This window comes from Serratia sp. CY27727 (assembly GCF_052169275.1).
Classification (GTDB): Bacteria; Pseudomonadota; Gammaproteobacteria; order Enterobacterales; family Enterobacteriaceae; genus Serratia; species Serratia sarumanii.
Window position 1 is genome coordinate 96,593 of sequence record NZ_JBJNLB010000012.1, and the last position, 23,368, is coordinate 119,960.

Here is a 23,368-nt window from a genome sequence, read left to right on the forward strand (position 1 = left end):
ATGAATGCAATTGCTGTAGCAGGGCCGGTGAGTGGGCGTCAACTGCACAAGTTTGGCGGCAGCAGTCTGGCGGATGTGAAGTGTTATCTGCGTGTGGCCGGGATTATGGCGGAATACAGCCAGCCGGGCGACATGATGGTGGTATCGGCCGCCGGCAGTACCACCAACCAGTTGATCAACTGGCTGAAGCTCAGCCAGAGCGATCGCCTGTCTGCGCACCAGGTGCAGCAGACGTTGCGTCGTTATCACAGCGATCTTATCAGCGGCCTGCTGCCGCCGGAAAGCGCCGAGCCGCTGATCGCCGAGTTCATTCAGGATCTGGAACGTCTGGCGGTGCTGCTGGACGGCAAAGTCGACGAGGTGTGCTATGCCGAAGTGGTCGGGCACGGCGAGATCTGGTCGGCGCGCCTGATGGCGGCGGTGCTCAACCACCTGGATATGCAGGCGGCCTGGCTGGATGCGCGTGATTTCCTGCGCGCCGAGCGCGCCGCGCAGCCGCAGGTGGATGAAGGCCGTTCTTATCCGCTGCTGCAGCAATTGTTGGCTCAACATCCGGGCAAACGCCTGGTGGTGACCGGCTTCATTTCGCGCAACGACGCCGGGGAAACCGTGCTGTTGGGGCGTAACGGCAGCGACTACTCCGCCACTCAGGTCGGCGCGTTGGCCGGCGCGGCGCGCGTCACCATCTGGAGCGATGTGGCCGGGGTGTACAGCGCCGACCCGCGCAAGGTGAAAGACGCCTGCCTGCTGCCGCTGCTGCGCCTGGACGAAGCCAGCGAGCTGGCGCGCCTGGCGGCGCCGGTGTTGCATACCCGCACCCTGCAGCCGGTCTCCGGCAGCGATATCGATCTTCAGCTGCGCTGCAGCTACCAGCCGGAGCAGGGCTCGACGCGCATCGAGCGCGTATTGGCGTCCGGCACCGGCGCCAAGATTGTCACCAGCCACGATGACGTGTGTCTGATTGAGCTGCACGTCGCCGCTCAGCATGACTTCAAACTGGCGCAGAAAGAGTTGGATCTGGTGCTCAAGCGCGCGCAGATCAAACCGCTGGCGGTGGGCATCCATCCTGATCGCAATCGGGTGCAGCTGTGCTACACCTCCGAGGTGGTCAACAGCGCGCTGGCGATCCTGCAGGCCTCGGCGCTGCCGGGTGAACTGCACCTGCGCGAAGGGTTGGCGCTGGTGGCGATGGTCGGCGCCGGGGTGTGCAAGAACCCGCTGCACAGCCACCGTTTCTATCAGCAGCTGAAAGATCAGCCGGTCGAATTTATCTGGCAGGCGGAAGATGGCATCAGCCTGGTGGCGGTATTGCGTCAGGGGCCGACCGCGCTGCTGATTCAGGGGCTGCACCAAAGCCTGTTCCGCGCCGAGAAGCGCATCGGTCTGGTGCTGTTCGGCAAGGGCAACATTGGGTCGCGCTGGCTGGAGCTGTTTGCCCGCGAGCAGACCAATATTTCCGCGCGCAGCGGCTTCGAATTTATCCTGGCGGGGGTGGTGGACAGCCGCCGCAGCCTGCTGAACTACGAAGGGCTGGACGCCAGCCGCGCATTGGCGTTCTTTGAGGACGAGGCGCAGGCGCTCGACGAAGAGTCGCTGTTCCTGTGGATGCGCGCGCACCCGTTCGACGATCTGGTGGTGCTCGACGTGACCGCCAGCGAAGAGCTGGCCGGGCAGTATCTGGATTTCGCCAGCTACGGTTTCCACGTGATCAGCGCCAACAAGCTGGCGGGAGCCTCGTGCAGCGATACCTATCGCCAAATTCGCGACGCCTTCGCCAAAACCGGCCGCCACTGGCTGTACAACGCCACCGTCGGCGCCGGTCTGCCGGTCAACCACACGGTGCGCGATCTGCGCGACAGCGGCGACAGCATTTTGGCGATCAGCGGCATTTTCTCCGGCACGCTTTCCTGGCTGTTTCTGCAGTATGACGGCACGGTGCCGTTCACCGAGCTGGTGGATCAGGCCTGGCAGCAGGGGCTGACCGAACCGGATCCGCGGGTCGATCTCTCCGGCCAGGACGTGATGCGCAAGTTGGTGATCCTGGCGCGCGAAGCGGGCTACGACATCGAACCTAACCAGGTGCGGGTCGAGTCGCTGGTGCCGGCGGGCTGCGAGCAGGGCTCCGTCGATCAGTTCTTCGAGAACGGCGAGGCGCTGAACCAGCAGATGCAGCAGCGTTTTGAGGCCGCCAGCGAAATGGGCCTGGTGCTGCGTCACGTGGCGCGTTTCGACGCCAACGGCAAGGCGCGGGTCGGCGTGGAGGCGGTGCGTCCTGAGCATCCGCTGGCCTCGCTGCTGCCGTGCGACAACGTGTTCGCCATCGAAAGCCGCTGGTATCGCGATAATCCGCTGGTGATCCGCGGGCCGGGCGCCGGCCGCGACGTGACCGCCGGAGCGATCCAGTCAGACCTTAACCGGTTGGCGCAGCTGCTTTAATCCTCTGCGGGCGCGGGTTCACCGCGCCCCTTTGCTTTTCCTGCCATACTTATCCCTGCCGCCGTCATGAAATTCCCTCGTTGAGCGGGTGAAGATTAATCATCTTATTCCCCTCATTTTCCTGTTGACTCTTTAGCCAACATGCGGCATTTTCTATCTAGACGTCTAAACGTATAGACGCTCATCAAGATGAAAAAAACAGTGATTGATAAGAGGTGAGCAGGGTATGAGCTTTTTCCACGCAAACCAGCGGGAAGCGCTGAATCAGAGTCTGGCGGAGTTGAACGGCCAGATTAACGTATCATTCGAGTTCTTCCCGCCGCGCACCAGCGAGATGGAAGAGACCCTGTGGCAGTCGATCGATCGTCTGAGCATCCTCAAACCCAAATTCGTTTCCGTCACCTACGGCGCCAACTCCGGCGAGCGCGATCGCACCCACAGCATCATCAAAGGGATCAAGGAGCGCACCGGCCTGGAGGCTGCGCCGCACCTGACCTGCATCGACGCCAGCCCGGCGCAGCTGCGCGACATCGCGGCCGATTATTGGAACAGCGGCATTCGCCATATCGTGGCGCTGCGCGGCGATCTGCCGCCGGGCGGCGGCAAGCCGGACATGTACGCGACCGATCTGGTGGCGCTGCTGAAAGACGTGGGCGACTTCGACATTTCCGTCGCCGCCTACCCGGAAGTGCATCCGGAGGCGAAGAGCGCCCAGGCCGATTTGATTAACCTGAAGCGCAAGATCGACGCCGGCGCCAGCCGCGCCATCACCCAGTTCTTCTTCGACGTCGAGAGCTACCTGCGTTTCCGCGACCGCTGCGTCGCCGCCGGTATCGACGTGGAAATCGTGCCAGGCATTCTGCCGGTGTCCAACTTCAAGCAGCTGCAGCGCTTCGCCACCATGACCAACGTGCGGGTGCCAAGCTGGATGACCAGCATGTTCGAAGGGCTGGACGACGATGCGGAGACCCGCAAAATGGTCGGCGCCAACATCGCCATGGACATGGTGAAGATCCTCAGCCGCGAAGGGGTGAAAGATTTCCACTTCTATACGCTGAACCGCGCCGAGATGAGCTACGCGATCTGCCACACGCTGGGCGTGCGCCCGGTGGCCGCCGCCTGACAGGCCTGTTCTGTTGAAAAAGGGCGCCGCTTTACCGCGGCGCCCTTTTTTTGTGGGGAAGACATAAAAAAACGGCCCCGATAAACGGGGCCGCGATTAGGCTCACTAGCCGGTGTTGCGCATCCCGGCGGCGACGCCGGCGATGGTGACCATCAGCGCCTGCTCGACGCGGGCGTCCGGCTGCTCCTGCTGACGCGAACGGTGCAGCAGCTCGGCCTGCAAGACGTTCAGCGGGTCGGTATAAACGTTGCGCAGCGCGATGGATTCGGCGATCCACGGCAGGTCTTCCATCAGGTGCGCATCGTTGGCGATGGTCAGCACCACCTTGATGTCGCTTTCCAGCTGATCGCGCAGCTGTTGGCCCAGCGGCCACAGCGATTTATCCACCAGGCGCTGATCGTAGTATTCCGCCAGCCACAGGTCGGCCTTGGCGAACACCATTTCCAGCATGGCGATGCGGGTGGAGAAGAACGGCCAGTCGCGACACATCGCCTCCAGTTCCGCCTGCTTACCGGCTTTCACCGCTTCCTGCAATCCGGCGCCGGCGCCGAGCCAGGCCGGCAGCATCAGGCGGTTCTGCGTCCAGGCGAAGATCCACGGAATGGCGCGCAGGCTTTCCACGCCGCCGTTCGGCTTGCGTTTGGCCGGGCGTGAGCCCAGTGGTAGTTTACCCAGCTCCAGCTCCGGCGTGGCCGCGCGGAAGTAAGGCACGAAGTCCGGGTTTTCACGCACGTAGCCGCGATACATCCGGCAGGAGGTGTCTGACAGATCGTCCATCAGCGCCCGCCATTCTTTCTTCGGTTCCGGCGGCGGCAGCAGGTTTGCCTCGAGGATCGCGCCGGCATACAGCGCCAGGCTGCTGATGGTGACTTCAGGCAGGCCGAATTTGAAGCGGATCATCTCGCCCTGTTCGGTGACGCGCAGGCCGCCCTTCAGGCTGCCCGGCGGCTGCGACAGCAACGCCGCATGCGCCGGTGCGCCGCCGCGGCCGATGGAACCGCCGCGGCCGTGGAACAGCGTCAGCGCCACGCCGGCCTTTTCACAGGTTTTGATCAGCGCGTCCTGCGCGCGGTACTGCGCCCAGGAAGCGGCCATCACACCGGCGTCTTTCGCCGAGTCGGAGTAGCCGATCATCACCATCTGTTTGCCCTGAATAAAGCCGCGATACCAGTCGATGTTCAGCAACTGAGTCATCACGTCGTCGGCGTTGTTCAGATCGTCGAGGGTTTCGAACAGCGGAGCGACCGGCAGCGCGAACGGGCAACCGGCCTCTTTCAGCAGCAGGTGCACCGCCAGCACGTCGGAAGGCGTGCGCGCCATCGAAATCACGTAGGCGGCGATCGAGCCCTGCGGCGCTTCGGCGATCACCCGGCAGGTTTCCAGTACTTCCTGCGTGTCGGCGCTCGGTTGCCATTTCAGCGGCACCAGCGGGCGTTTGGAGTTCAGTTCGCGGATCAGGAACGCCTGTTTATCGGCTTCCGACCAGCTTTCATAGTCGCCCAGCCCCAGGTAGCGGGTCAGCTCGGCGATGGCCTCGGTATGGCGGGTGCTTTCCTGGCGCACGTCGATGCGCACCAGCGGCACGCCGAAGCAGCGCACGCGGCGCAGGGTATCCAGCAGCTGACCGTTGGCGATGATGCCCATGCCGCAGGCCTGCAGCGATTGGTAGCAGGCATACAGCGGCTCCCACAGCTGCTCGTTGTTCACCAGCAGGTCGTGCGGCTTCAGCACGCGTTCGCCTTTCAGGCGGCCTTCCAGATAGGCCTGGGAGCTCATCAGTTGGCTGCGCAGCTGCTTCATGATTTCGCGGTACGGTTCCTGCACCTCGTCACCGCCGGCGCGGGCGCGCAGCTCCGGGGTGCATTCGGTCATCGACAGCTCGGAGACCAGCACCTGAATATCGCGGGTGAACAGGTCGCAGGCTTTCCAGCGGCTGAGCAGCAGCACATGGCGGGTAATTTCGGCGGTCACGTTCGGGTTGCCATCGCGGTCGCCGCCCATCCAGGAGGTGAAGCGCACCGGCACCGCTTCCGCCGGCAGGCTGTAATCGATGGAGTTTTCCAACTGCTCGTTGAACTCGCGCAGGAACGCCGGCACGCCTTCCCACAGGCTGTTTTCCACCACCGCGAAGCCCCATTTGGCTTCGTCGATCGGGGAAGGGCGATGTTTGCGAATTTCATCGGTGTGCCACGACTGGGCCACCAGCTGGCGCAGGCGGCGCATGATCTTGTTGCGCTCGTAGTCGGCCAGATCGTTGTGATCGAGCTGGCTGAGACAGGTGTTGACCTCCACCAGCTTGTGGATCAGGGTGCGGCGGGTGATCTCCGTCGGGTGCGCCGTCAGCACCAGCTCGATGGAAAGTTGCGACACCGCGTGCTGCAGCTCTTTGTCGCTGAGCTTTTTGTCTTTGAGACGGCTGAACAGCTGCGCCAGCGCTTCCGGGTTGCTGGCGGCTTCGCCGTTGGGCGAAATGCTGTGGTACTGCTCGGCGACGTTGGTCAGGTTGAGGAACTGGCTGAAGGCGCGCGCCACCGGCAGCAGCTCGTCGTTGGACAGGTTCTGCAGGGTGGAGAGCAGCTCCTGGCGATGCGCTTCGTTGCCGGCGCGTGAAGATTTGGAAAGCTTACGGATGGTCTCAACGCGATCGAGAATATGCTCGCCCAGCGCTTCTTTGATGGTATCGCCGAGCAATTTGCCGAGCATACTGACATTACTGCGCATTGCCGAATATTGTTCGTTCATATAACCCCTGACCCAGTTCTGTATGATTTTTATCTTGTAAATAAATTTCACGCGTCAGGCGCAGACCGCCTGCCTGATCACATCGCGTTCCTGTCCAATCGTCAATTGACACTATTTTTAGCAAAAAAACATCAAAATCGGCGCATTTTCTGAAATTTAATTACGCCGCATCGGTTATCAGCGTGGCTTATTTCGCCGTTTTCTACTTATTTTGAGTTAGGGGAAGCATAGCGCGTTTCCCCTGTTAAATGTCGGGTTTACTGCCGGCAAAAGTGATTGACCAGCTGGCCCAGCAGTTTGCGCGTCGGTTCGATAAACGCGGTGTCGATGTATTCGTCCGGCTGGTGGGCCTGATCGATGGAACCGGGCCCGAGCACCAACGTCGGGCAGACCTGCTGCACGAACGGCGCTTCGGTGCAGTAGTTGACCACCTGCGTGCGGGTGCCCAGCAGCTCCTCGATCACCGCCACCATGCGGTGGTCGGTCGGGCATTCGTAACCCGGCACCGACGCGTGCAGCTCTTCGATGGTCAGGCGGCCCGGCCAGCGTTGGCTCACCGGCTCCAATGCCTGATGCATCAGCTCGTTGATGTTGTCTAGCGTCATGCCAGGCAGCGGGCGGATATCCAGGTGTAGCTCGCAGCAGGCGCAGATGCGGTTGGCCGCGTCGCCGCCGCTGATATGGCCGAAGTTCATGGTGGGATAAGGCACGGCGAACGCCGGATTGTTGTAGCGCTCCTGCAGGGTTTTGCGCAGCTCCATCAGGCGGCCGATGGATTCGTGCATCAGATCGATGGCGTTGACGCCGCGCGCCGGATCGCTGGAGTGGCCGGACTGGCCGACGATGCGAATGGCGTTGGCCATGTGGCCCTTGTGCGCGCGCACCGGCTGCAGCGAGGTCGGTTCGCCGATGATGGCGAAATCCGGACGAATGGCGGTGGAGGCGGCGAAATAACGTGCGCCGGCCATCGTCGTTTCTTCATCTGCGGTCGCCAGAATGTACAGCGGCTTGGTCAATTTGCTCGCGTCGATGTCGCGCACCGCATCCAGAATAAAGGCGAAGAAGCCTTTCATGTCGGCGGTGCCCAGGCCGTAGAGCTTGTTGTCGTGCTCGGTCAGGGTGAAGGGATCGCGCGTCCAGCGGCCTTCGTCGTAAGGCACCGTATCGGTATGGCCGGCCAGCAGCAGGCCACCGCTGCCTTCGCCGATGCTGGCCAGCAGGTTGAATTTGTGGCGCGATTCCGGCACCGGCTGTACGTCGACGCGAAAGCCCAGGTCGGCAAACCAGCCGGCCAGCAAGTTGATTAACGCCTCATTGCTCTGATCGAGGCCAGCATCGGTGGCGCTGATCGACTTCGTTGCGATCAACGCCCGGTACAGCTCAATAAATGGAGGTAATTTCATCTTCACTGTTGACAGCCTTTGGTTAGGATAGTATCAATATTCATGCATTTATTTTGAATAAAAATACAGTAAGCCGACGCGTAAGGGAACCCGATACCCGGATGTTTATAAAAGCATCAACGCCAGGCTCCGTGGGTGAACGGCGCAACAACGCTGGCTAGCCCTGTTACCTGTCGCAAGCGACCGCACGTCAGTTTAGAAGGTGAAAGGCCACATGTTGAATACGCTGATCGTTGGTGCCAGCGGTTACGCCGGAGCGGAGCTCACGGCTTACCTGAATCGCCACCCACACATGAACATAACCGCTTTAGCGGTTTCAGCGCAAAGTGCAGATGCAGGAAAGTTGCTTTCCGATCTCCATCCCCAGTTGAAAGGCATCGTCGATCTGCCGCTGCAGCCGTTGACCGACGTCGCCAAGGCGGCGCAGGGCATCGACGTGGTGTTCCTCGCCACCGCTCATGAAGTCAGCCACGATATCGCACCGGCCTTCCTGGCGGCGGGCTGCGTGGTGTTCGATCTGTCGGGCGCCTTCCGCGTGCAGGACGCCGATTTTTATAGCCAGTACTACGGTTTCGAGCATCAGCATGGCGCCCTGCTGGAGCAGGCGGTGTACGGCCTGGCGGAATGGCAGAGCGACAAGATTAAACAGGCGCAGCTGATTGCCGTGCCGGGCTGTTACCCGACGGCGGCGCAGCTGGCGCTGAAACCGTTGATCGAAAAACAGCTGCTGAACCTCGACCAGTGGCCGGTGATCAACGCCACCAGCGGCGTCAGCGGCGCCGGGCGCAAGGCCAGCATGACCACCAGCTTCTGCGAAGTGAGCCTGCAGCCGTACGGTATTTTCACCCACCGGCACCAGCCGGAGATCGCCGCGCACCTGGGCGTGCCGGTTATCTTTACGCCGCACCTGGGCAACTTCCCGCGCGGCATCCTCGAAACCATCACTTGCCGCCTGAAGGCCGGCGTGACCGCGCAGGACGTCGCCGCCGCCTATCATGCCGCCTATGACGACAAGCCGCTGGTGCGGTTGTACGACCAGGGCGTGCCGGCGCTGAAAGCGGTGGTGGGGCTGCCGTTCTGCGACATCGGTTTTGCGGTGCAGGGCGAGCATCTGATCGCCGTAGCGGTGGAAGACAACCTGCTGAAAGGCGCGGCGGCGCAGGCGGTGCAATGCCTGAATATCCGTTTCGGCTTCCCGGAAACCCAGTCACTCCTTTAAACCAGCGTGAGTAAACAGCAATGAACCCGTTAATTATCAAGTTAGGTGGCGTGTTATTAGACAGTGAAGAAGCGCTGGAGCGCCTGTTTACCGCGCTGGACAGCTACCGGCAGCAGCATCAGCGCCCGCTGGTGATCGTGCACGGCGGCGGCTGCGTGGTGGACGAACTGATGAAGCAGCTCTCTTTGCCGGTGGTGAAAAAGAACGGCCTGCGGGTCACGCCGGCCGATCAGATCGACATCATCACCGGCGCGCTGGCCGGCACCGCCAACAAAACGCTGCTGGCGTGGGCGATTAAACATCAAATCAACGCCGTCGGCCTGAGCCTGGCGGATGGCGGCAGCGCAGTCGTGACCCCGCTCGATCCGGCATTGGGCCACGTCGGCAACGCGCAGCCCGGTTCGCCCGCGCTGCTCAATACCCTGCTGAGCGCCGGCTACCTGCCGGTTGTCAGCTCCATCGGCATCACCGCCGATGGGCAGTTAATGAACGTGAACGCCGATCAGGCGGCGACGGCGCTGGCGGCGACGCTGGGGGCGGATCTGATCCTGCTGTCGGACGTCAGCGGCATCCTCGACGGCAAGGGGCAACGCATTGCGGAAATGACGGCGCAAAAAGCGGAACAACTGATCGCGCAAGGCATTATCACCGATGGTATGGTGGTGAAGGTGAATGCGGCGCTCGACGCTGCCCGCACCCTCGGCCGCCCGGTGGATATCGCCAGCTGGCGCCATGCCGATCAGCTTCCCGCTTTGTTTAACGGCGTGTCGATTGGCACCCGGATCCTCGCTTAATTTTAGAATTAGAAAGGAATAGATCATGCAAAACCAAGGCATCAAAAAAATCGTTCTGGCGTACTCCGGCGGCCTGGATACCTCGGCCATCATTCCATGGCTGAAAGAGAACTACGGCGGCTGTGAAGTGGTGGCGTTCGTGGCGGACATCGGTCAGGAGCGCAGCGATCTGGAAGGCGTGGAGCAAAAAGCCCTGCAGTCCGGTGCCTCTGAATGTCACGTGGTCGATCTGCGTGAAGAATTTATCCGCGATTACGTTTATCCGGTGCTGCAGACCGGCGCCCTGTATGAGGGCAGCTACCTGCTGGGCACCTCGATGGCGCGGCCGATCATCGCCAAGGCGCAGGTCGAGCTGGCGTTGAAAGTGGGCGCCGACGCGCTGTGCCACGGTGCGACCGGCAAAGGCAACGATCAGGTGCGTTTTGAGACCACCTACACCGCGCTGGCGCCGCAGCTGAAAGTGGTGGCGCCGTGGCGTGAGTGGAATCTGCGTTCCCGTGAAGCGCTGCTGGATTACCTGAAAGAGCGCAACATCCCGACCACCGCGTCGCTGGAGAAGATCTACAGCCGCGATGAAAACGCCTGGCACATCTCCACCGAAGGCGGCGTGCTGGAAAGCCCGTGGAATGCGCCGAACAAAGATTGCTGGGTGTGGACCGTCGATCCGCAGGAAGCGCCGGACCAGCCTGAGCAGGTGACCGTGACCGTTGAGAAAGGCCGCGTTGTGGCGGTTAACGGTAAAGCGCTGTCGCCGTACCAGTGCCTGGAAACCCTGAACGCGCTGGGCGCCAAACACGGCGTCGGCCGTATCGATATCGTGGAAAACCGCTTGGTGGGCATCAAATCCCGCGGCTGCTATGAAACCCCGGGGGGCACCATCATGGTGGCGGCGCTGCGCGCCGTCGAGCAGCTGGTGCTGGACCGCGACAGCTTCAAATGGCGCGAGCAGCTGGGCCTGGAGATGTCTTATGTGGTGTACGACGGCCGCTGGTTTGCGCCACTGCGCCGCTCGCTGCAGGCTTCCGCCGAGGCGCTGGCTGAAGAGGTGAACGGCGAAGTCGTGCTGCAGCTGTACAAAGGCCAGGTGACGGCGACCCAGAAAAAATCCGCCAACAGCCTGTACTCCGAAGAGTTCGCCACCTTCGGTGAAGACGAAGTTTACGATCACAGCCACGCGGGCGGCTTTATCCGCCTGTTCTCTCTGTCTTCACGCATCCGCGCGTTGAACGAGAAAAAGAATAAATAATCGATTGGCGTGACTCTGCAAGGGCGCAGCATGCTGCGCCCTTTCGCATAAAAATTCAGGAGTAAGATATGGCACTTTGGGGCGGACGGTTCACTCAGGCGGCGGATCAGCGGTTCAAGCAACTCAACGATTCGCTGCGGTTCGATTATCGCCTGGCGGAGCAGGATATCGTGGGCTCGGTGGCCTGGTCGAAGGCGCTGGTGACCGTTAACGTGTTGACGGCAACGGAGCAACAGCAGCTGGAGCAGGCGCTGAATGCGCTACTGACGGAGGTCCAGGCCGATCCTTTGGCGATCGTCCAAAGCGATGCCGAAGACATCCACAGCTGGGTGGAGCAGAAGCTGATCGAGAAGGTCGGCGATTTGGGCAAGAAGCTGCACACCGGCCGCAGCCGCAACGATCAGGTCGCGACCGATCTGAAGCTGTGGTGCAAACAGCAAGTCGGCGACCTGCATCAGGCGATCGTCCAGCTGCAGCAGGCGCTGGTGGAAACCGCCGAAGCCAACCAGGATGCGGTGATGCCGGGGTATACCCATCTGCAACGCGCGCAGCCGGTGACTTTCGCGCACTGGTGCCTGGCCTATGTCGAGATGCTGGCGCGCGATGAGAGCCGCCTGCAGGATACCCTGAAACGGCTGGACGTCAGCCCGCTGGGCAGCGGCGCGCTGGCCGGCACCGCTTATCCTATCGATCGCGAGCAGCTGGCCGGCTGGCTGGGCTTCGCCTCGGCGACCCACAACAGCCTGGACAGCGTATCCGATCGCGATCACGTGCTGGAGCTGCTGTCCAATGCTGCCATCAGCATGGTGCACCTGTCGCGCTTCGCCGAAGACCTGATCTTCTTCAACAGCGGTGAAGCGGCGTTTGTCGAGCTGTCCGACCGCGTGACCTCCGGCTCTTCGCTGATGCCGCAGAAGAAAAACCCGGACGCGCTGGAGCTGATCCGCGGCAAGTGCGGCCGCGTGCAGGGCGCGCTGACCGGCATGATGATGACGCTGAAAGGCCTGCCGCTGGCGTACAACAAAGACATGCAGGAAGACAAAGAAGGGCTGTTCGACGCGCTCGACACCTGGATGGACTGCCTGCAGATGGCGGCGCTGGTGCTGGACGGCATCCAGGTGAAACGCCCGCGCTGCCAGGAAGCGGCGGAGCAGGGCTATGCCAATGCCACCGAACTGGCGGATTACCTGGTCGCCAAGGGCGTGCCGTTCCGCGAAGCGCACCACATCGTCGGCGAGGCGGTGGTAGAAGCGATTCGCCAGGGTAAACCGCTGGAAGCGCTGCCGCTGGCGGACTTGCAGCAGTTCAGCGCAACGATCGGCGACGACGTTTACCCGATCCTGGCGTTGCAATCCTGCCTGGACAAGCGTGCGGCCAAAGGCGGCGTCGCACCGCAGCAGGTGGCCGCGGCAATCGCCGCAGCGAAACAGCGTTTGGCCTGACGACGACAAGGGCGGCCCGGCGCCGCCCTTGAACCTTTACCCCGCCAGACGTGCACACAGATAGCGGTTCAGGCTCACGCCTTCCTCCATCGCGCCGATCGCCAGCCGCCGATGCTGTTCCGGCGTCATGCGCAACACCAGTTTTCCGCTGAAGTTCTTTTCCGCCAGCGCCTGCGGCGGCGTTTCGCCTTGCGCCAACATATCGGCGATCGTTTCGCTCACCACTTTTTCGATACCCTCCAGTGCGCCGGTACGCGTGGCCGCCAGCCAGGACAACGAGGGGAATTCGGCGCATAGCCCGACATATTCACGATCATCCGCTGACCAGGTGATGCGATAGGTATAGTGTTCATGCTTTTCCATGTTCTTCCTCCATTCTGGCTCCCTTCTTTATTCTAGTATCGTTATTGGTATCACTTCAATGTCGAAGCATAAAAAATGAACGCAGAAGGGCCGTGAGGCAAGAGGAGGGAGGAAAATGTGGAAAGTGCTGCGCAAAAAAACCGGGCCTGAAGGCCCGGTGGGGATGAGCGGAGAATGAGAGGTTATTCGCCCGGGCAGCGCTGGCAGCGCTCGATTTCGGCCGTGCCGAGTTTGAGTTTCACCTGCAGGTCACGCAGCGCGGTGCGCAAGCCTTCCTCGATCACCGGGTGATAGAACGGCATGTCCAGCATCTGATCGACGGTCATCTGTTGCTGATGCGCCCAGGCCAACAGGTGCGCGATGTGCTCGGCGTCCGGGCCGATCATTTCCGCGCCGAGGAAACGGCCGGTGCCTTGCTCGCCGTAGACGTGCAGAATGCCTTTGTTGCGCAGCATCACCCGCGAGCGGCCCTGATTCTCAAACGAGACCTTGCCCACTTCAAAGCAGCCGCAGGCGCTGAACTTCTCGCTCAGCTCGCGGAAGGTTGAGCCGACCATGGCGATCTGCGGATCGGAGAACACCACTGAAATCGCGCTGCGGCGCAGGCCCGGATTGATCTCCGGGAAGCTGCCGGCGTTGGCGCCGGCGATGCGCGCCTGATCGCTGGCCTCATGCAGCAGCGGCAGTTGGTTGCTGGCGTCGCCGGCGATGAAAATATGCGGCACGCTGGTTTGCATCGTCAGGCGGTCGGCCAACGGCACGCCACGGGCGTCGAGCTGTAAGCCGGTGTTTTCGAGGCCCAGCCGATCGACGTTGGGGCGGCGGCCGGTGGCGGCCAGCACGTAGTCCACCAGGATCTCCTGCGGTTGGCCCTGCAGATCCCGATAGCGGATAAATACGCGGTCGCCTTCGCGCTGCATCATCTCTACCTTCACGTCGGCGTCGAGATAGAACTCTTCCCCCAGCGCGTTGGCGGCGTAGTCGCGCACGGCGCTGTCGGTCAGCGGCCCGACGGCGCCGCCGATGCCGAAGACCTTGGTGTCGACACCGAGGCGGTGCAGCGCTTGCCCCAGCTCGAGCCCGATGACGCCGGGGCCGAATACCGCTACGGACTGCGGCAAATCATCCCAGTTGAACAGATCGTCGTTGACGATCAGACGATCGCCCAGTTCGTTCCACGGCGCCGGCCAGCTGGGGCGGGAACCGGTGGCGATCACGATGCGCTGCGCCACGATGCGCGTATGCTCGTCGACCTGCAGCGTGTTGTGGTCGATAAAGCGGGCATAGCCCTGAATTTTGTCGCCGGCCGGGATCTCGTCCACGCCTTCCAGCACGAAGCCGACGAAGCGATCGCGTTCGCGTTTGACGCGCGCCATCACTTCGCGCCCGTCGATGCGGGTTGTACCGGTTGGGTGCACGCCAAAGCCCGGCGCGCGTTCGATTTGATGCACCGCTTCGGCGGCGGCTATCAATAATTTGGATGGCATGCAGCCAACGCGCGCGCAGGTGGTGCCGTAAGGCCCGCCTTCGATCATCACCACGCTGGGGGTAGACAGTTTGGCCGCGCGATAGGCGCCGAGCCCTGCGGTGCCGCCGCCGATGACCGCAACATCAACGTTCAACAGTTTCATATCCGCTCCTGAAAGGTAAAAAAAGGGCGGGCCGTAGCCCGCCAAAGTTCACGTTGGCTTTGTTATTACTTATTAAGCTGACAGGAAAGTTTCCAGATCGTCGCTGCCGCCGATGTGACGGCCGCCGATGAATACTTGCGGCACCGTGGCGCGGCCGCTGACGGCGCGCAGGCTGACGGTGGTGGCGTCTTTGCCCAGTACGATCTCTTCATACTGAATGCCGCGCTCTTGCAGCATTTGCTTGGCTTTGGCGCAGAATGGGCAGCCCGGCTTGGTGAACAGGGAGACCGACTCCTGCACTTTGAATTCCGGCGCCAGGTATTTCAGCATGGTGTCGGCGTCGGACACTTCAAACGGGTCGCCCGGCTTGTTCGGCTCGACGAACATTTTCTCGACCACGCCGTCGCGCACCAGCATCGAGTAGCGCCATGAACGCGGGCCAAAGCCCAGATCCGCTTTCTCGACCAGCATGTTCATGCCTTTGGTGAATTCACCGTTGCCGTCCGGCACGAAGGTGATGTTTTCCGCATGTTGATCGGCTTTCCAGGCGTTCATCACGAAGGTATCGTTCACCGAGACGCACAGAATGCCGTCGACGCCGTGCTGCTTGAATACGCTGGACAGTTCGTTGTAGCGCGGCAGATGGCTCGAAGAACAGGTCGGCGTAAACGCGCCCGGCAGCGAGAACACGATAACGGTTTTGTTTTTGAACAGGTCATCAGTGGTCACATCAATCCATTGGTCGCCCTGACGGGTGTGGAAAGTAACCTGAGGAACTTTCTTGCCTTCTTGACTGGTAAACATTGATTAACCCCTTAATTAGCAAAATTAATTTTTAGCATTTAGCGCGATATCGCTTCGTTGGGACACATTATTGTCGCTGGGGGTTGATAGATCTAATCGCTCATTGCTATCTTATCTATCGCCATGAGCTATCATGGAATGAAGGGAAACAATGAATATTCGTGATTTAGAGTATCTGGTCGCCTTGGCCGAGCACCGGCACTTCCGCCGCGCGGCCGATTCATGCCATGTAAGCCAACCCACGCTGAGCGGGCAGATCCGCAAGCTGGAAGACGAGTTGGGCGTCATGCTGCTCGAGCGCACCAGCCGCAAGGTGCTGTTCACCCAGGCGGGTCTGCTGCTGGTGGAGCAGGCACGTACCGTGCTGCGCGAAGTGAAAGTATTGAAGGAGATGGCCAGCCAGCAGGGCGAAGCCATGTCCGGGCCGCTGCACATCGGCCTGATCCCGACCGTGGGGCCTTATCTGCTGCCGCAGATCATCCCGACGCTGCACAAAACTTTCCCGAAACTGGAAATGTACCTGCACGAAGCGCAAACCCAGCAACTGCTGGCGCAACTCGACAGCGGCAAATTGGACTGCGCCATTCTGGCATTGGTGAAGGAAACCGAGGCGTTTATCGAAGTGCCTCTGTTCGATGAACCGATGAAGCTGGCGGTGTATTCCGATCACCCGTGGGCGCAGCGCGAGCGCGTGGCGATGCCGGATTTGGCGGGAGAGAAGCTGCTGATGCTGGAGGATGGCCACTGCCTGCGAGATCAGGCGATGGGCTTCTGCTTCCAGGCGGGCGCGGACGAAGATACCCACTTCCGCGCCACCAGTCTGGAAACGCTGCGCAATATGGTCGCGGCCGGCAGCGGCATTACCCTGCTGCCGTCACTGGCGGTGCCGCCGCAGCGCGAACGCGACGGCGTCTGCTATCTGGATTGCTACAAGCCGGAACCGAAGCGCACCATCGCGTTGGTGTATCGCCCCGGTTCCCCACTGCGCAGCCGTTATGAGCAGTTGGCCGAAGCGATCCGCGAGCACATGCAGGGCTACATCGACAACGCGTTAAAACAGGCGGTTTAAGCCGTTAAGCGCCGCCACCCGGTAGGCTTCGGCCATGGTCGGATAGTTGAAGGTCGTATTAACGAAATACTCGATAGTATTGCCTTCACCTTTCTGTTCCATGATCGCCTGACCGATGTGGATGATCTCCGCCGCACGCTCGCCGAAGCAGTGGATCCCGAGGATCTGCAGGGTGTCGCGATGGAACAGGATCTTCAGGCTGCCTACGTTCATCCCGGCGATCTGCGCGCGCGCCAGATGCTTGAACTGGGCGCGGCCCACTTCATACGGCACCTTCATCGCCGTCAGTTCCTGCTCGGTTTTGCCGACGGAGCTGATTTCCGGAATGGTGTAGATGCCGGTCGGGATATCTTCGATTAGGTGACCGCTGGCTTCGCCGGAAGCGATCGCCTGCGCGGCGATGCGGCCCTGATCGTAGGCGGCGGAAGCCAGGCTCGGATAGCCGATCACGTCACCGACCGCATAGATGTGCGACAGCGCGGTTTGGTACATGCTGTTCACCTTCAGCAGCCCGCGGCTGTCCGATTCCAGGCCGACGTTTTCCAACCCCAGCGAATCTGTATTGCCGGTACGGCCGTTGGCGTACAGCAGGCAGTCCGCTTTCACCTTCTTGCCAGACTTCAGGTGCACGATCACGCCGTCTTCGGTGCCTTCAATCTTCTCGAACTCCTCGTTGTGGCGGATCACCACGCCGTTGTTCCAGAAGTGGTAAGAGAGCGAATCCGACATCTCCTGATCGAGGAATGCCAGCAGGCGATCGCGGGTGTTGATCAGATCGACCTTGACGTTCAGACCGCGGAAGATAGACGCGTATTCGCAGCCGATCACCCCGGCGCCGTAAATGATCACGTGGCGCGGTTCATGGCTCAGCTCGAGAATGGAGTCGCTGTCGTAGATGCGCGGGTGATTGAAATCGACGCTGGCCGGGTGATAAGGGCGCGAGCCGCAGGCGATCACGATGTGGTCGGCGCGGATGGTGTCCTGGGTGCCGTCCATATAGCTGACGCTGACGGTGTTGGCGTCGATGAAGCGCGCGTCGCCGGCGAACAGTTTGCACTGATTCCGCTCATAGAACCCTTGGCGCATGCGGGTTTGCTGGCTGATGACGTTATCGGCGTGGCGTAAAATGTCAGGGAAGGTCGCGCTGAGCGTGCGCGAGTTGTTGTAAAGCGGGTTCTGGTTGAATTCGATAATGCGGCTGACGGCGTGGCGGAGGGCTTTGGAAGGGATGGTGCCCCAGTGGGTACATCCGCCGCCTACGTTGTTGTACCGTTCGATAACGGCCACGCGGGCGCCCTGTTTCACCAGTCCCATGGCGGCACCTTCACCACCAGGGCCCGAGCCAATCACAATGGCATCAAATTGATAGTGCTGTTGCATGTAGGAGAGACCTGTTTTTTATACAAGATTACAACGGTATCTTAACATCATAGCGCTGCTCACCCAATCACCATTAGGCTTTTTGAGGCAAAGCACAATCGGCTCAGGGCGGAAGTGTGATAGAGCGCGTTAGTATAAATGCTGTTGCAATAAAATTTGCTATATTGCCGAGTCTAGGGCGTTAGACTGAGAGAATGGAACCTATCCGGATATGCATATGGGCGTCAGAGCACAACAAAAAGAACGGACTCGTCGTTCCCTGATCGAAGCCGCATTCAGCCAGCTGAGCGCCGAACGCAGCTTCGCCAGCCTGAGCCTGCGGGAAGTTTCACGCGAGGCGGGCATCGCGCCCACGTCGTTTTACCGCCATTTCCGCGATGTGGATGAGCTGGGGCTGACCATGGTGGACGAAAGCGGCCTGATGCTGCGTCAGTTGATGCGCCAGGCGCGCCAACGCATCGCCAAGGGCGGCAGCGTGATCCGCACCTCGGTGTCCACCTTTATGGAATTTATCGGCAACAACCCGAACGCCTTCCGTCTGCTGCTGCGTGAGCGCTCCGGCACGTCGGCGGCATTCCGTGCGGCGGTGGCGCGCGAGATCCAGCATTTCATCGCCGAACTGGCGGACTACCTCGAGTTGGAAAACCACATGCCGCGCAGCTTTACCGAAGCGCAGGCGGAAGCGATGGTCACCATCGTGTTCAGCGCCGGCGCGGAAGCGCTGGATATCGACGTCGAGCAGCGGCAGCAGCTGGAAGAGCGGCTGGTGCTGCAGCTGCGGATGATCTCCAAAGGGGCGTATTACTGGTATCGCCGCGAACAAGAAAAAGCTTCTGTGTCCCACGTATAAAAAAGGTAAAAAATGATGGAAAAACCAGGCCGTGAAAATGGCACCTTACTGCTGGCGTTGATTGCCGGCCTTTCGATCAACGGTTCGTTTGCCGCGCTGTTCAGCTCGGTGGTGCCGTTTTCGATCTTCCCGCTGATCGCGTTGGTGCTGGCGGTGTACTGCCTGCATCAGCGTTACCTGAACCGCGCTATGCCGGACGGCATGCCGAAGCTGGCGGCGGCCTGTTTCCTGCTGGGGCTGCTGATGTACAGCGCCATCGTGCGCGCCGAATACCCGCAGATCGGTTCCAACTTCCTGCCGTCGGTGATCTGCGTGGCGTTGGTGCTGTGGATCGGGATGAAACTGAAGGCGCGCAAGGCGCCGGATGCGCCGACTCAAGAGTCGTAATGAAACGGGGCGCCATGATGGCGCCCCTGTCGTATCAGCGGTGCTTTTCCAGCAGCACGCCGCATTCCATGTGATGGGTATACGGGAACTGATCGAACAGCGCCAGGCGGCTGACCCGGTGCGTGGCCTGCAGCGTTTCCAGGTTGGCGCACAGCGTTTCCGGATTGCATGAGATATAGAGAATGCGCGGATAGGCCTGCACCATCTTCACCGTTTCCTCGTCCAGCCCGCTGCGCGGCGGATCGACGAAAATCGTCTCGCAGTTGTAGCCTCTCAGATCGATGCCTTTCAATCGGTTGAATTCGCGCACCCCGTTCATCGCCTGAGTGAAGTCTTCCGCCGCCATGCGGATGATCTGCACGTTGTCGATATGGTTGGCAGCGATGTTGTATTGCGCCGCCGCCACCGACGGTTTGGCGATCTCGGTCGCCAGCACGCGCTCGAAATTGCGCGCCAGCGCCAGCGAGAAGTTGCCGTTGCCGCAATACAGCTCCAGCAAATCGCCTTTGGAACCGGCGGTCACCGCCAGCGCCCATTCCAGCATCTGCACGTTCATGGCCGCGTTGGGCTGAGTGAAGCTGTTTTCCACCTGACGGTAGATCATGTCGCGGCCGGCGACCGGCAGCACTTCGTCAACATAATCTTGGTCGAGCATGATTTTGGTCTTCGATGCCCGGCCGATCAGCTGCAGGTCGAAACCCTGAGCGCGCAGATCGTCGCGCAGCTGCTCGGCGTGCCGTTGCCAAACGTCATCCAGCTTGCGGTGATACAGCAACGAAGCGATGATTTTGCCGCTTTGCGTCGACAGATAATCGATCTGGAACAGCTTGTGGCGCAGGATCGGTTCCGGTTTCAGCGCGGCGATCAGGGCGCTCATCAGGCGGTTGATCAGTTCGCTGGCGGCCGGGAAACGATCGACGCGAATACGCTGCTTGGTCTGCTGATCGAACATGATGTGGTACATGTCGTCCGCGTCGTGCCAGATGCGGAATTCGGCGCGCATGCGGTAGTGATCGACTGGCGAGCGGAACACTTCCGGCTCGGGCGCCGCGAACGGTGACATCAACGTCTTCAGGCGGGCGACTTTCTCCGCCAGTTGGTCATCGTAACGTTCAATAGGCAAATTCTCGGGCGTCATGTGTGTCTTCTCGTCAGGCAAATTTGATCAGCGGGGATTGTAGGGAATCAGCCCGTGAAGTCCAGTTTTGTCGCGTTTATTATTTGTAACATTAGTAGCAGTCTAGACATCTATTTTCATTGATCGTAGCATTGCCGTCCGGCCTCAAGCAGCGAGTGAAAAGGGAATCCGGTGTGAATCCGGAGCTGACGCGCAGCGGTAAGGGGAAGTCACGGCGATAGCGTTTCGACGCAGACACTGTCCATTGCAGGATGGGAAGTCATCGCCCGTTGCCGGTCGCGCCCCGCGGCCTGCAAATCCCAAGCCCGAAGACCTGCCGGTGTTACGTCGCAATGTCCGTGGCCGTCGCGAACTACCGGCCATGATCCTGCGGCATCCGCCAATTAAGTTTGGATGCTTTTCTCATGACAATTACAAAAAATACGCTGCTGGCGGTGGTTTCCTCCGTCACGGCTTTTTCTGGATGGGCGCAAGACAACACCACAACCACGAATGGCGATAACCTGGTGGTGACCGCCAACCGTTTCCCGCAGCCGGTTTCTTCCGTGCTGGCGCCGACTTCCATCGTCACCCGCAACGATATCGATCGCTGGCAGGCCAAGAGCCTGACCGACGTGATGCGCCGCCTGCCGGGCGTGGATGTTGGCCAGAACGGCGGGCTGGGGCAAAAGAGCTCGCTGTTTATTCGCGGCACCAACTCCAGCCACGTGCTGGTGCTAATTGACGGCATTCGCCTTAATCAGGCGGGCGTCAGCGGCTCTTCCGATCTTAGCCAAATCCCAATTTCGCTGGTGCAGAAAGTCGAATACATCCGCGGCCCGCGTTCGGCGGTGTACGGCTCCGACGCCATCGGCGGCGTGGTCAACATCATTACCACCCGCGAAAAGAACGGCACGACGCTTTCCGCCGGCCTCGGCTCCAACGGCTATCAATCCTATGACGCGGCGACCCAACAGCAGCTGGGCGACAGCACCGTGGCGACGGTGGCGGGCGACTACACCTATACCAAAGGGTATGACGTGGTGGCCTATGGCAGTACCGGTATGCAAAGCCAGCAGGATCGCGATGGCTTTATGAGTAAATCACTGTATGGTGCGCTTGAGCATCAGTTCAGCGAATCGGTCAGCGGTTTTGTACGTGGATATGGCTACGACAACCGCACGGCGTACGATAGTTACTATTCCTCTCCGGCCAGCTCTCTGCTAGATACTCGCAAGCTATACAGCCAAACCTGGGATACCGGATTGCGTTATAAAGAAGGCATTTACGCAACACAATTGACCGGCAGCTACAGCCATAGCAAGGATTACGATTACGATCCTCGCCGCGGTATGCATGATAGCTCGGCCAGCCTGGTGGATTCCGAACAATACAACCTGCAGTGGGGCAATACGCTGCAGGTTGGACAGGGTACCGTAAGCTCTGGCGTCGACTGGCAGCAACAGAAAATCAAACCGGACTCCACCACCGTAAAGGGTGAAAAAAGCCAACGTGATGCAGGCATCTATCTGACCGCGCAGCAACTGGTTGGCCCGGTGACGCTGGAAGGCGCGGTTCGGGGTGACGATCATTCCGAGTTTGGCTGGCACGGCACCTGGCAAACCAGCGCGGCCTGGGAGTTCGTTGAGGGATACCGTTTTATCGCGTCGTATGGCACGGCGTTCAAAGCACCGAATATGAGCCAGCTATACGGCAACTTCGGTAACAACACCGATCTGAAACCGGAAGAAAGCAAGCAGTGGGAAGGTGGCTTTGAAGGGCTGACCGGCCCGGTGACCTGGCGCATCTCCGGTTATCGCAACGACATCGACAATTTGATCGATTCCACGGGGGAAACCAACTACGTCTATTACAACGTGGGTAAGGCGACCATCAAAGGGATTGAAGCTACGGCCTCGTTTGATACCGGCCCGCTGACGCACCAGATTGGTTACGATTATGTCGATCCGCGCAACGCAAAAACTCACGAAGTGCTGCTGCGCCGCGCCAAACAGCAGGTGAAATATGAGCTGGACTGGCAGCTGTATGACTTTGACTGGGCGGTGACTTATCAATATTTGGGTCAACGTTATGACAAGGACTACAGTACCTATCCGGAGCAGAGCGTGAAACTCGGCGGCGTGAGCCTGTGGGATCTCGCAGTTTCGTATCCGGTCACATCTCATCTGACAGTTCGTGGTAGAATTGCCAACCTGTTTGATAAAGATTATGAGACGGCCTATGGCTACGCTACTCCAGGAAGAGAATACTACCTCACTGGAAGCTATACCTTCTAACAGCACCGCCACACCTCGCCCGACGGTGCTGGTTTTCGATTCCGGCGTCGGCGGGCTGTCGGTATATCAGGAGATTCGGCAGTTGCTGCCGGATCTCCACTATATATACGCTTTCGACAACGTGGCGTTCCCCTACGGCGAGAAGTCCGAAGGGTTTATCGTTGAGCGCGTGTTGGAGATTGTCGGCGCAGTGCAGCAGCGGCATCCTCTGGCGATTGTCGTCATTGCCTGCAACACCGCCAGCACCGTTTCCTTGCCGGCCCTGCGCGAGCGTTTCAGCTTCCCGGTCGTGGGCGTGGTGCCCGCCATCAAGCCTGCCGCCCGTCTTACCGTTAACGGCATCGTCGGCCTGTTGGCGACCCGTGGCACCGTACAGCGCAGCTACACCCACGAACTGATTTCCCGTTTCGCTACCGACTGCAAGATTGAACTGCTGGGCTCTTCAGAGCTGGTGGAGTTGGCGGAGGCCAAGCTGCACGGCGAAGCCGTGCCGTTGCCGGTACTGAAGAAGATCCTGCATCCGTGGCTGAGCATGCGCGAGCCGCCGGATACCGTCGTGCTGGGCTGCACCCATTTCCCTCTATTAGCTGAAGAGCTGATGCAAGTGTTGCCGGAAGGCACCCGGCTGGTGGATTCCGGCGCGGCGATTGCCCGTCGTACCGCCTGGCTCATCTCGACGCAGGAAAATCTGGTCTCGAGCCAGGAAGAGAATCTGGCCTATTGCATGGCGTTGAATGAAGATACTGACGCTTTATTGCCCGTTTTGCAGAGCTACGGCTTTAAATCGTTGAAAAAACTGCCGCTTTAACGGTGTTTTGGTTAAACATTCAACGGTCGGAAAAAATATTGAAAATAGGGGTTGCGGCCTGCCGAGAACTCCCTATAATGCGCCTCCACTGACCGGGAACAACGACTGACAAGCCGCCGGGTCAGCGAGAAGACAGCGAAATAAACGCTTGACTCTCCGGGCTAAAAGCGTAATATACGCAGCCCGCGCCGATGAGTTTCTCGGCACTGCTCTTTAACAATTTATCAGACAATCTGTGTGGGCACTCCACAAGACGA

18 protein-coding genes and 1 riboswitch are annotated in these 23,368 nt (G+C 60.3%); of the genes, 11 read left to right on the plus strand and 7 right to left on the minus strand.

The features are described 5' to 3' along the window. Together ACJ8HB_RS21925 and metF are read left to right on the plus strand one after the other, a co-directional pair. The gene (locus ACJ8HB_RS21925; protein ID WP_033649894.1) at positions 1-2,436 is read left to right on the plus strand and encodes a bifunctional aspartate kinase/homoserine dehydrogenase II; all 2,436 of its coding nucleotides are present in this window, start codon (positions 1-3) and stop codon (positions 2,434-2,436) included. 226 nt (positions 2,437-2,662) lie between these two features. After that, positions 2,663-3,559 (plus strand): methylenetetrahydrofolate reductase, encoded by an 897-nt coding sequence (gene metF, locus ACJ8HB_RS21930; protein WP_033636430.1) that lies wholly within the window; start codon positions 2,663-2,665, stop codon positions 3,557-3,559. A 105-nt stretch (positions 3,560-3,664) separates the two neighbouring features. On the opposite strand, the gene ppc is transcribed toward metF, so the two are convergent. Together ppc and argE are read right to left on the minus strand one after the other, a co-directional pair. Beyond that, on the minus strand, positions 3,665-6,301 hold the full coding sequence (gene ppc / locus ACJ8HB_RS21935; RefSeq protein ID WP_033638623.1) for a phosphoenolpyruvate carboxylase: 2,637 nt from the start codon (positions 6,299-6,301) through the stop codon (positions 3,665-3,667). A 257-nt stretch (positions 6,302-6,558) separates the two neighbouring features. Then, the gene (gene argE, locus ACJ8HB_RS21940) at positions 6,559-7,704 is read right to left on the minus strand and encodes an acetylornithine deacetylase (RefSeq protein WP_033649896.1); all 1,146 of its coding nucleotides are present in this window, start codon (positions 7,702-7,704) and stop codon (positions 6,559-6,561) included. Between the two features lie 214 nt (positions 7,705-7,918). Between argE and argC the strand changes: the two genes are divergently transcribed. From argC to argH, 4 genes are all read left to right on the plus strand, one after another. Then, positions 7,919-8,923 (plus strand): N-acetyl-gamma-glutamyl-phosphate reductase, encoded by a 1,005-nt coding sequence (argC, locus tag ACJ8HB_RS21945; protein ID WP_033636428.1) that lies wholly within the window; start codon positions 7,919-7,921, stop codon positions 8,921-8,923. A 20-nt stretch (positions 8,924-8,943) separates the two neighbouring features. Next, entirely contained in the window at positions 8,944-9,717 is a 774-nt protein-coding gene (gene argB / locus ACJ8HB_RS21950) for an acetylglutamate kinase (RefSeq protein ID WP_033636427.1), read from the plus strand. Positions 9,718-9,742: 25 nt separating this feature from the next. Continuing rightward, positions 9,743-10,963: an argininosuccinate synthase gene (locus ACJ8HB_RS21955; protein WP_019452247.1), complete on the plus strand. Its 1,221-nt coding sequence runs from the start codon at positions 9,743-9,745 to the stop codon at positions 10,961-10,963. Between the two features lie 68 nt (positions 10,964-11,031). After that, complete coding sequence (gene argH, locus ACJ8HB_RS21960; RefSeq protein WP_047570058.1) at positions 11,032-12,405, plus strand: argininosuccinate lyase; 1,374 nt, start codon at positions 11,032-11,034, stop codon at positions 12,403-12,405. 36 nt (positions 12,406-12,441) lie between these two features. Here argH and ACJ8HB_RS21965 read toward each other — a convergent pair whose 3' ends face one another. The 3 genes from ACJ8HB_RS21965 to ACJ8HB_RS21975 all read right to left on the minus strand — a co-directional run bounded on the left by ACJ8HB_RS21965 (position 12,442) and on the right by ACJ8HB_RS21975 (position 15,203). Further along, entirely contained in the window at positions 12,442-12,768 is a 327-nt protein-coding gene (locus ACJ8HB_RS21965; RefSeq protein ID WP_047570060.1) for a type II toxin-antitoxin system HicB family antitoxin, read from the minus strand. A 182-nt stretch (positions 12,769-12,950) separates the two neighbouring features. Beyond that, a complete protein-coding gene (locus ACJ8HB_RS21970; RefSeq protein ID WP_047570061.1) occupies positions 12,951-14,399 on the minus strand; it encodes a dihydrolipoyl dehydrogenase in 1,449 nt (482 codons plus the stop codon). Between the two features lie 72 nt (positions 14,400-14,471). Beyond that, positions 14,472-15,203, minus strand: coding sequence for a glutathione peroxidase (locus ACJ8HB_RS21975; RefSeq protein WP_019452251.1), 732 nt, complete (start codon positions 15,201-15,203; stop codon positions 14,472-14,474). Between the two features lie 151 nt (positions 15,204-15,354). Between ACJ8HB_RS21975 and oxyR the strand changes: the two genes are divergently transcribed. Then, a complete protein-coding gene (gene oxyR, locus ACJ8HB_RS21980) occupies positions 15,355-16,272 on the plus strand; it encodes a DNA-binding transcriptional regulator OxyR (protein ID WP_033636422.1) in 918 nt (305 codons plus the stop codon). Here the strand turns inward: oxyR and sthA are convergent. Next, positions 16,255-17,652, minus strand: a complete 1,398-nt coding sequence (sthA, locus tag ACJ8HB_RS21985) for a Si-specific NAD(P)(+) transhydrogenase (RefSeq protein WP_004931047.1) — start codon at positions 17,650-17,652, stop codon at positions 16,255-16,257. The genes oxyR and sthA overlap by 18 nt on opposite strands. Positions 17,653-17,869: 217 nt before the next feature. On the opposite strand from sthA, the gene fabR reads away from it, so the two are divergent. Next, positions 17,870-18,502: an HTH-type transcriptional repressor FabR gene (gene fabR, locus ACJ8HB_RS21990; RefSeq protein WP_004931044.1), complete on the plus strand. Its 633-nt coding sequence runs from the start codon at positions 17,870-17,872 to the stop codon at positions 18,500-18,502. Between the two features lie 15 nt (positions 18,503-18,517). After that, entirely contained in the window at positions 18,518-18,889 is a 372-nt protein-coding gene (locus ACJ8HB_RS21995; RefSeq protein WP_033649905.1) for a YijD family membrane protein, read from the plus strand. 34 nt (positions 18,890-18,923) lie between these two features. Here the strand turns inward: ACJ8HB_RS21995 and trmA are convergent, their stop codons facing one another. Further along, positions 18,924-20,027: a tRNA (uridine(54)-C5)-methyltransferase TrmA gene (gene trmA / locus ACJ8HB_RS22000; RefSeq protein WP_047570064.1), complete on the minus strand. Its 1,104-nt coding sequence runs from the start codon at positions 20,025-20,027 to the stop codon at positions 18,924-18,926. 115 nt (positions 20,028-20,142) lie between these two features. Next, positions 20,143-20,362, plus strand: a riboswitch (cobalamin riboswitch). A gap of 69 nt (positions 20,363-20,431) precedes the next feature. Here trmA and btuB point away from each other — a divergent pair. After that, on the plus strand, positions 20,432-22,303 hold the full coding sequence (gene btuB, locus ACJ8HB_RS22005) for a TonB-dependent vitamin B12 receptor BtuB (protein ID WP_047570066.1): 1,872 nt from the start codon (positions 20,432-20,434) through the stop codon (positions 22,301-22,303). Next, a complete protein-coding gene (gene murI, locus ACJ8HB_RS22010) occupies positions 22,248-23,111 on the plus strand; it encodes a glutamate racemase (protein ID WP_047570068.1) in 864 nt (287 codons plus the stop codon). The genes btuB and murI overlap by 56 nt, the downstream gene beginning before the upstream one ends. The last annotated feature ends 257 nt before the right edge of the window (positions 23,112-23,368 follow it).

Bases quoted from the DNA above. Each gene is read 5' to 3' on its own strand.
- ACJ8HB_RS21925 (WP_033649894.1), top strand. From the start codon at position 1: ATGAATGCAATTGCTGTAGCAGGGCCGGTGAGTGGGCGTCAACTGCAC.
- metF (WP_033636430.1), top strand. From the start codon at position 2,663: ATGAGCTTTTTCCACGCAAACCAGCGGGAAGCGCTGAATCAGAGTCTG.
- ppc (WP_033638623.1), bottom strand. From the start codon at position 6,301: ATGAACGAACAATATTCGGCAATGCGCAGTAATGTCAGTATGCTCGGC.
- argE (WP_033649896.1), bottom strand. From the start codon at position 7,704: ATGAAATTACCTCCATTTATTGAGCTGTACCGGGCGTTGATCGCAACG.
- argC (WP_033636428.1), top strand. From the start codon at position 7,919: ATGTTGAATACGCTGATCGTTGGTGCCAGCGGTTACGCCGGAGCGGAG.
- argB (WP_033636427.1), top strand. From the start codon at position 8,944: ATGAACCCGTTAATTATCAAGTTAGGTGGCGTGTTATTAGACAGTGAA.
- ACJ8HB_RS21955 (WP_019452247.1), top strand. From the start codon at position 9,743: ATGCAAAACCAAGGCATCAAAAAAATCGTTCTGGCGTACTCCGGCGGC.
- argH (WP_047570058.1), top strand. From the start codon at position 11,032: ATGGCACTTTGGGGCGGACGGTTCACTCAGGCGGCGGATCAGCGGTTC.
- ACJ8HB_RS21965 (WP_047570060.1), bottom strand. From the start codon at position 12,768: ATGGAAAAGCATGAACACTATACCTATCGCATCACCTGGTCAGCGGAT.
- ACJ8HB_RS21970 (WP_047570061.1), bottom strand. From the start codon at position 14,399: ATGAAACTGTTGAACGTTGATGTTGCGGTCATCGGCGGCGGCACCGCA.
- ACJ8HB_RS21975 (WP_019452251.1), bottom strand. From the start codon at position 15,203: ATGTTTACCAGTCAAGAAGGCAAGAAAGTTCCTCAGGTTACTTTCCAC.
- oxyR (WP_033636422.1), top strand. From the start codon at position 15,355: ATGAATATTCGTGATTTAGAGTATCTGGTCGCCTTGGCCGAGCACCGG.
- sthA (WP_004931047.1), bottom strand. From the start codon at position 17,652: ATGCAACAGCACTATCAATTTGATGCCATTGTGATTGGCTCGGGCCCT.
- fabR (WP_004931044.1), top strand. From the start codon at position 17,870: ATGGGCGTCAGAGCACAACAAAAAGAACGGACTCGTCGTTCCCTGATC.
- ACJ8HB_RS21995 (WP_033649905.1), top strand. From the start codon at position 18,518: ATGGAAAAACCAGGCCGTGAAAATGGCACCTTACTGCTGGCGTTGATT.
- trmA (WP_047570064.1), bottom strand. From the start codon at position 20,027: ATGACGCCCGAGAATTTGCCTATTGAACGTTACGATGACCAACTGGCG.
- btuB (WP_047570066.1), top strand. From the start codon at position 20,432: ATGACAATTACAAAAAATACGCTGCTGGCGGTGGTTTCCTCCGTCACG.
- murI (WP_047570068.1), top strand. From the start codon at position 22,248: ATGGCTACGCTACTCCAGGAAGAGAATACTACCTCACTGGAAGCTATA.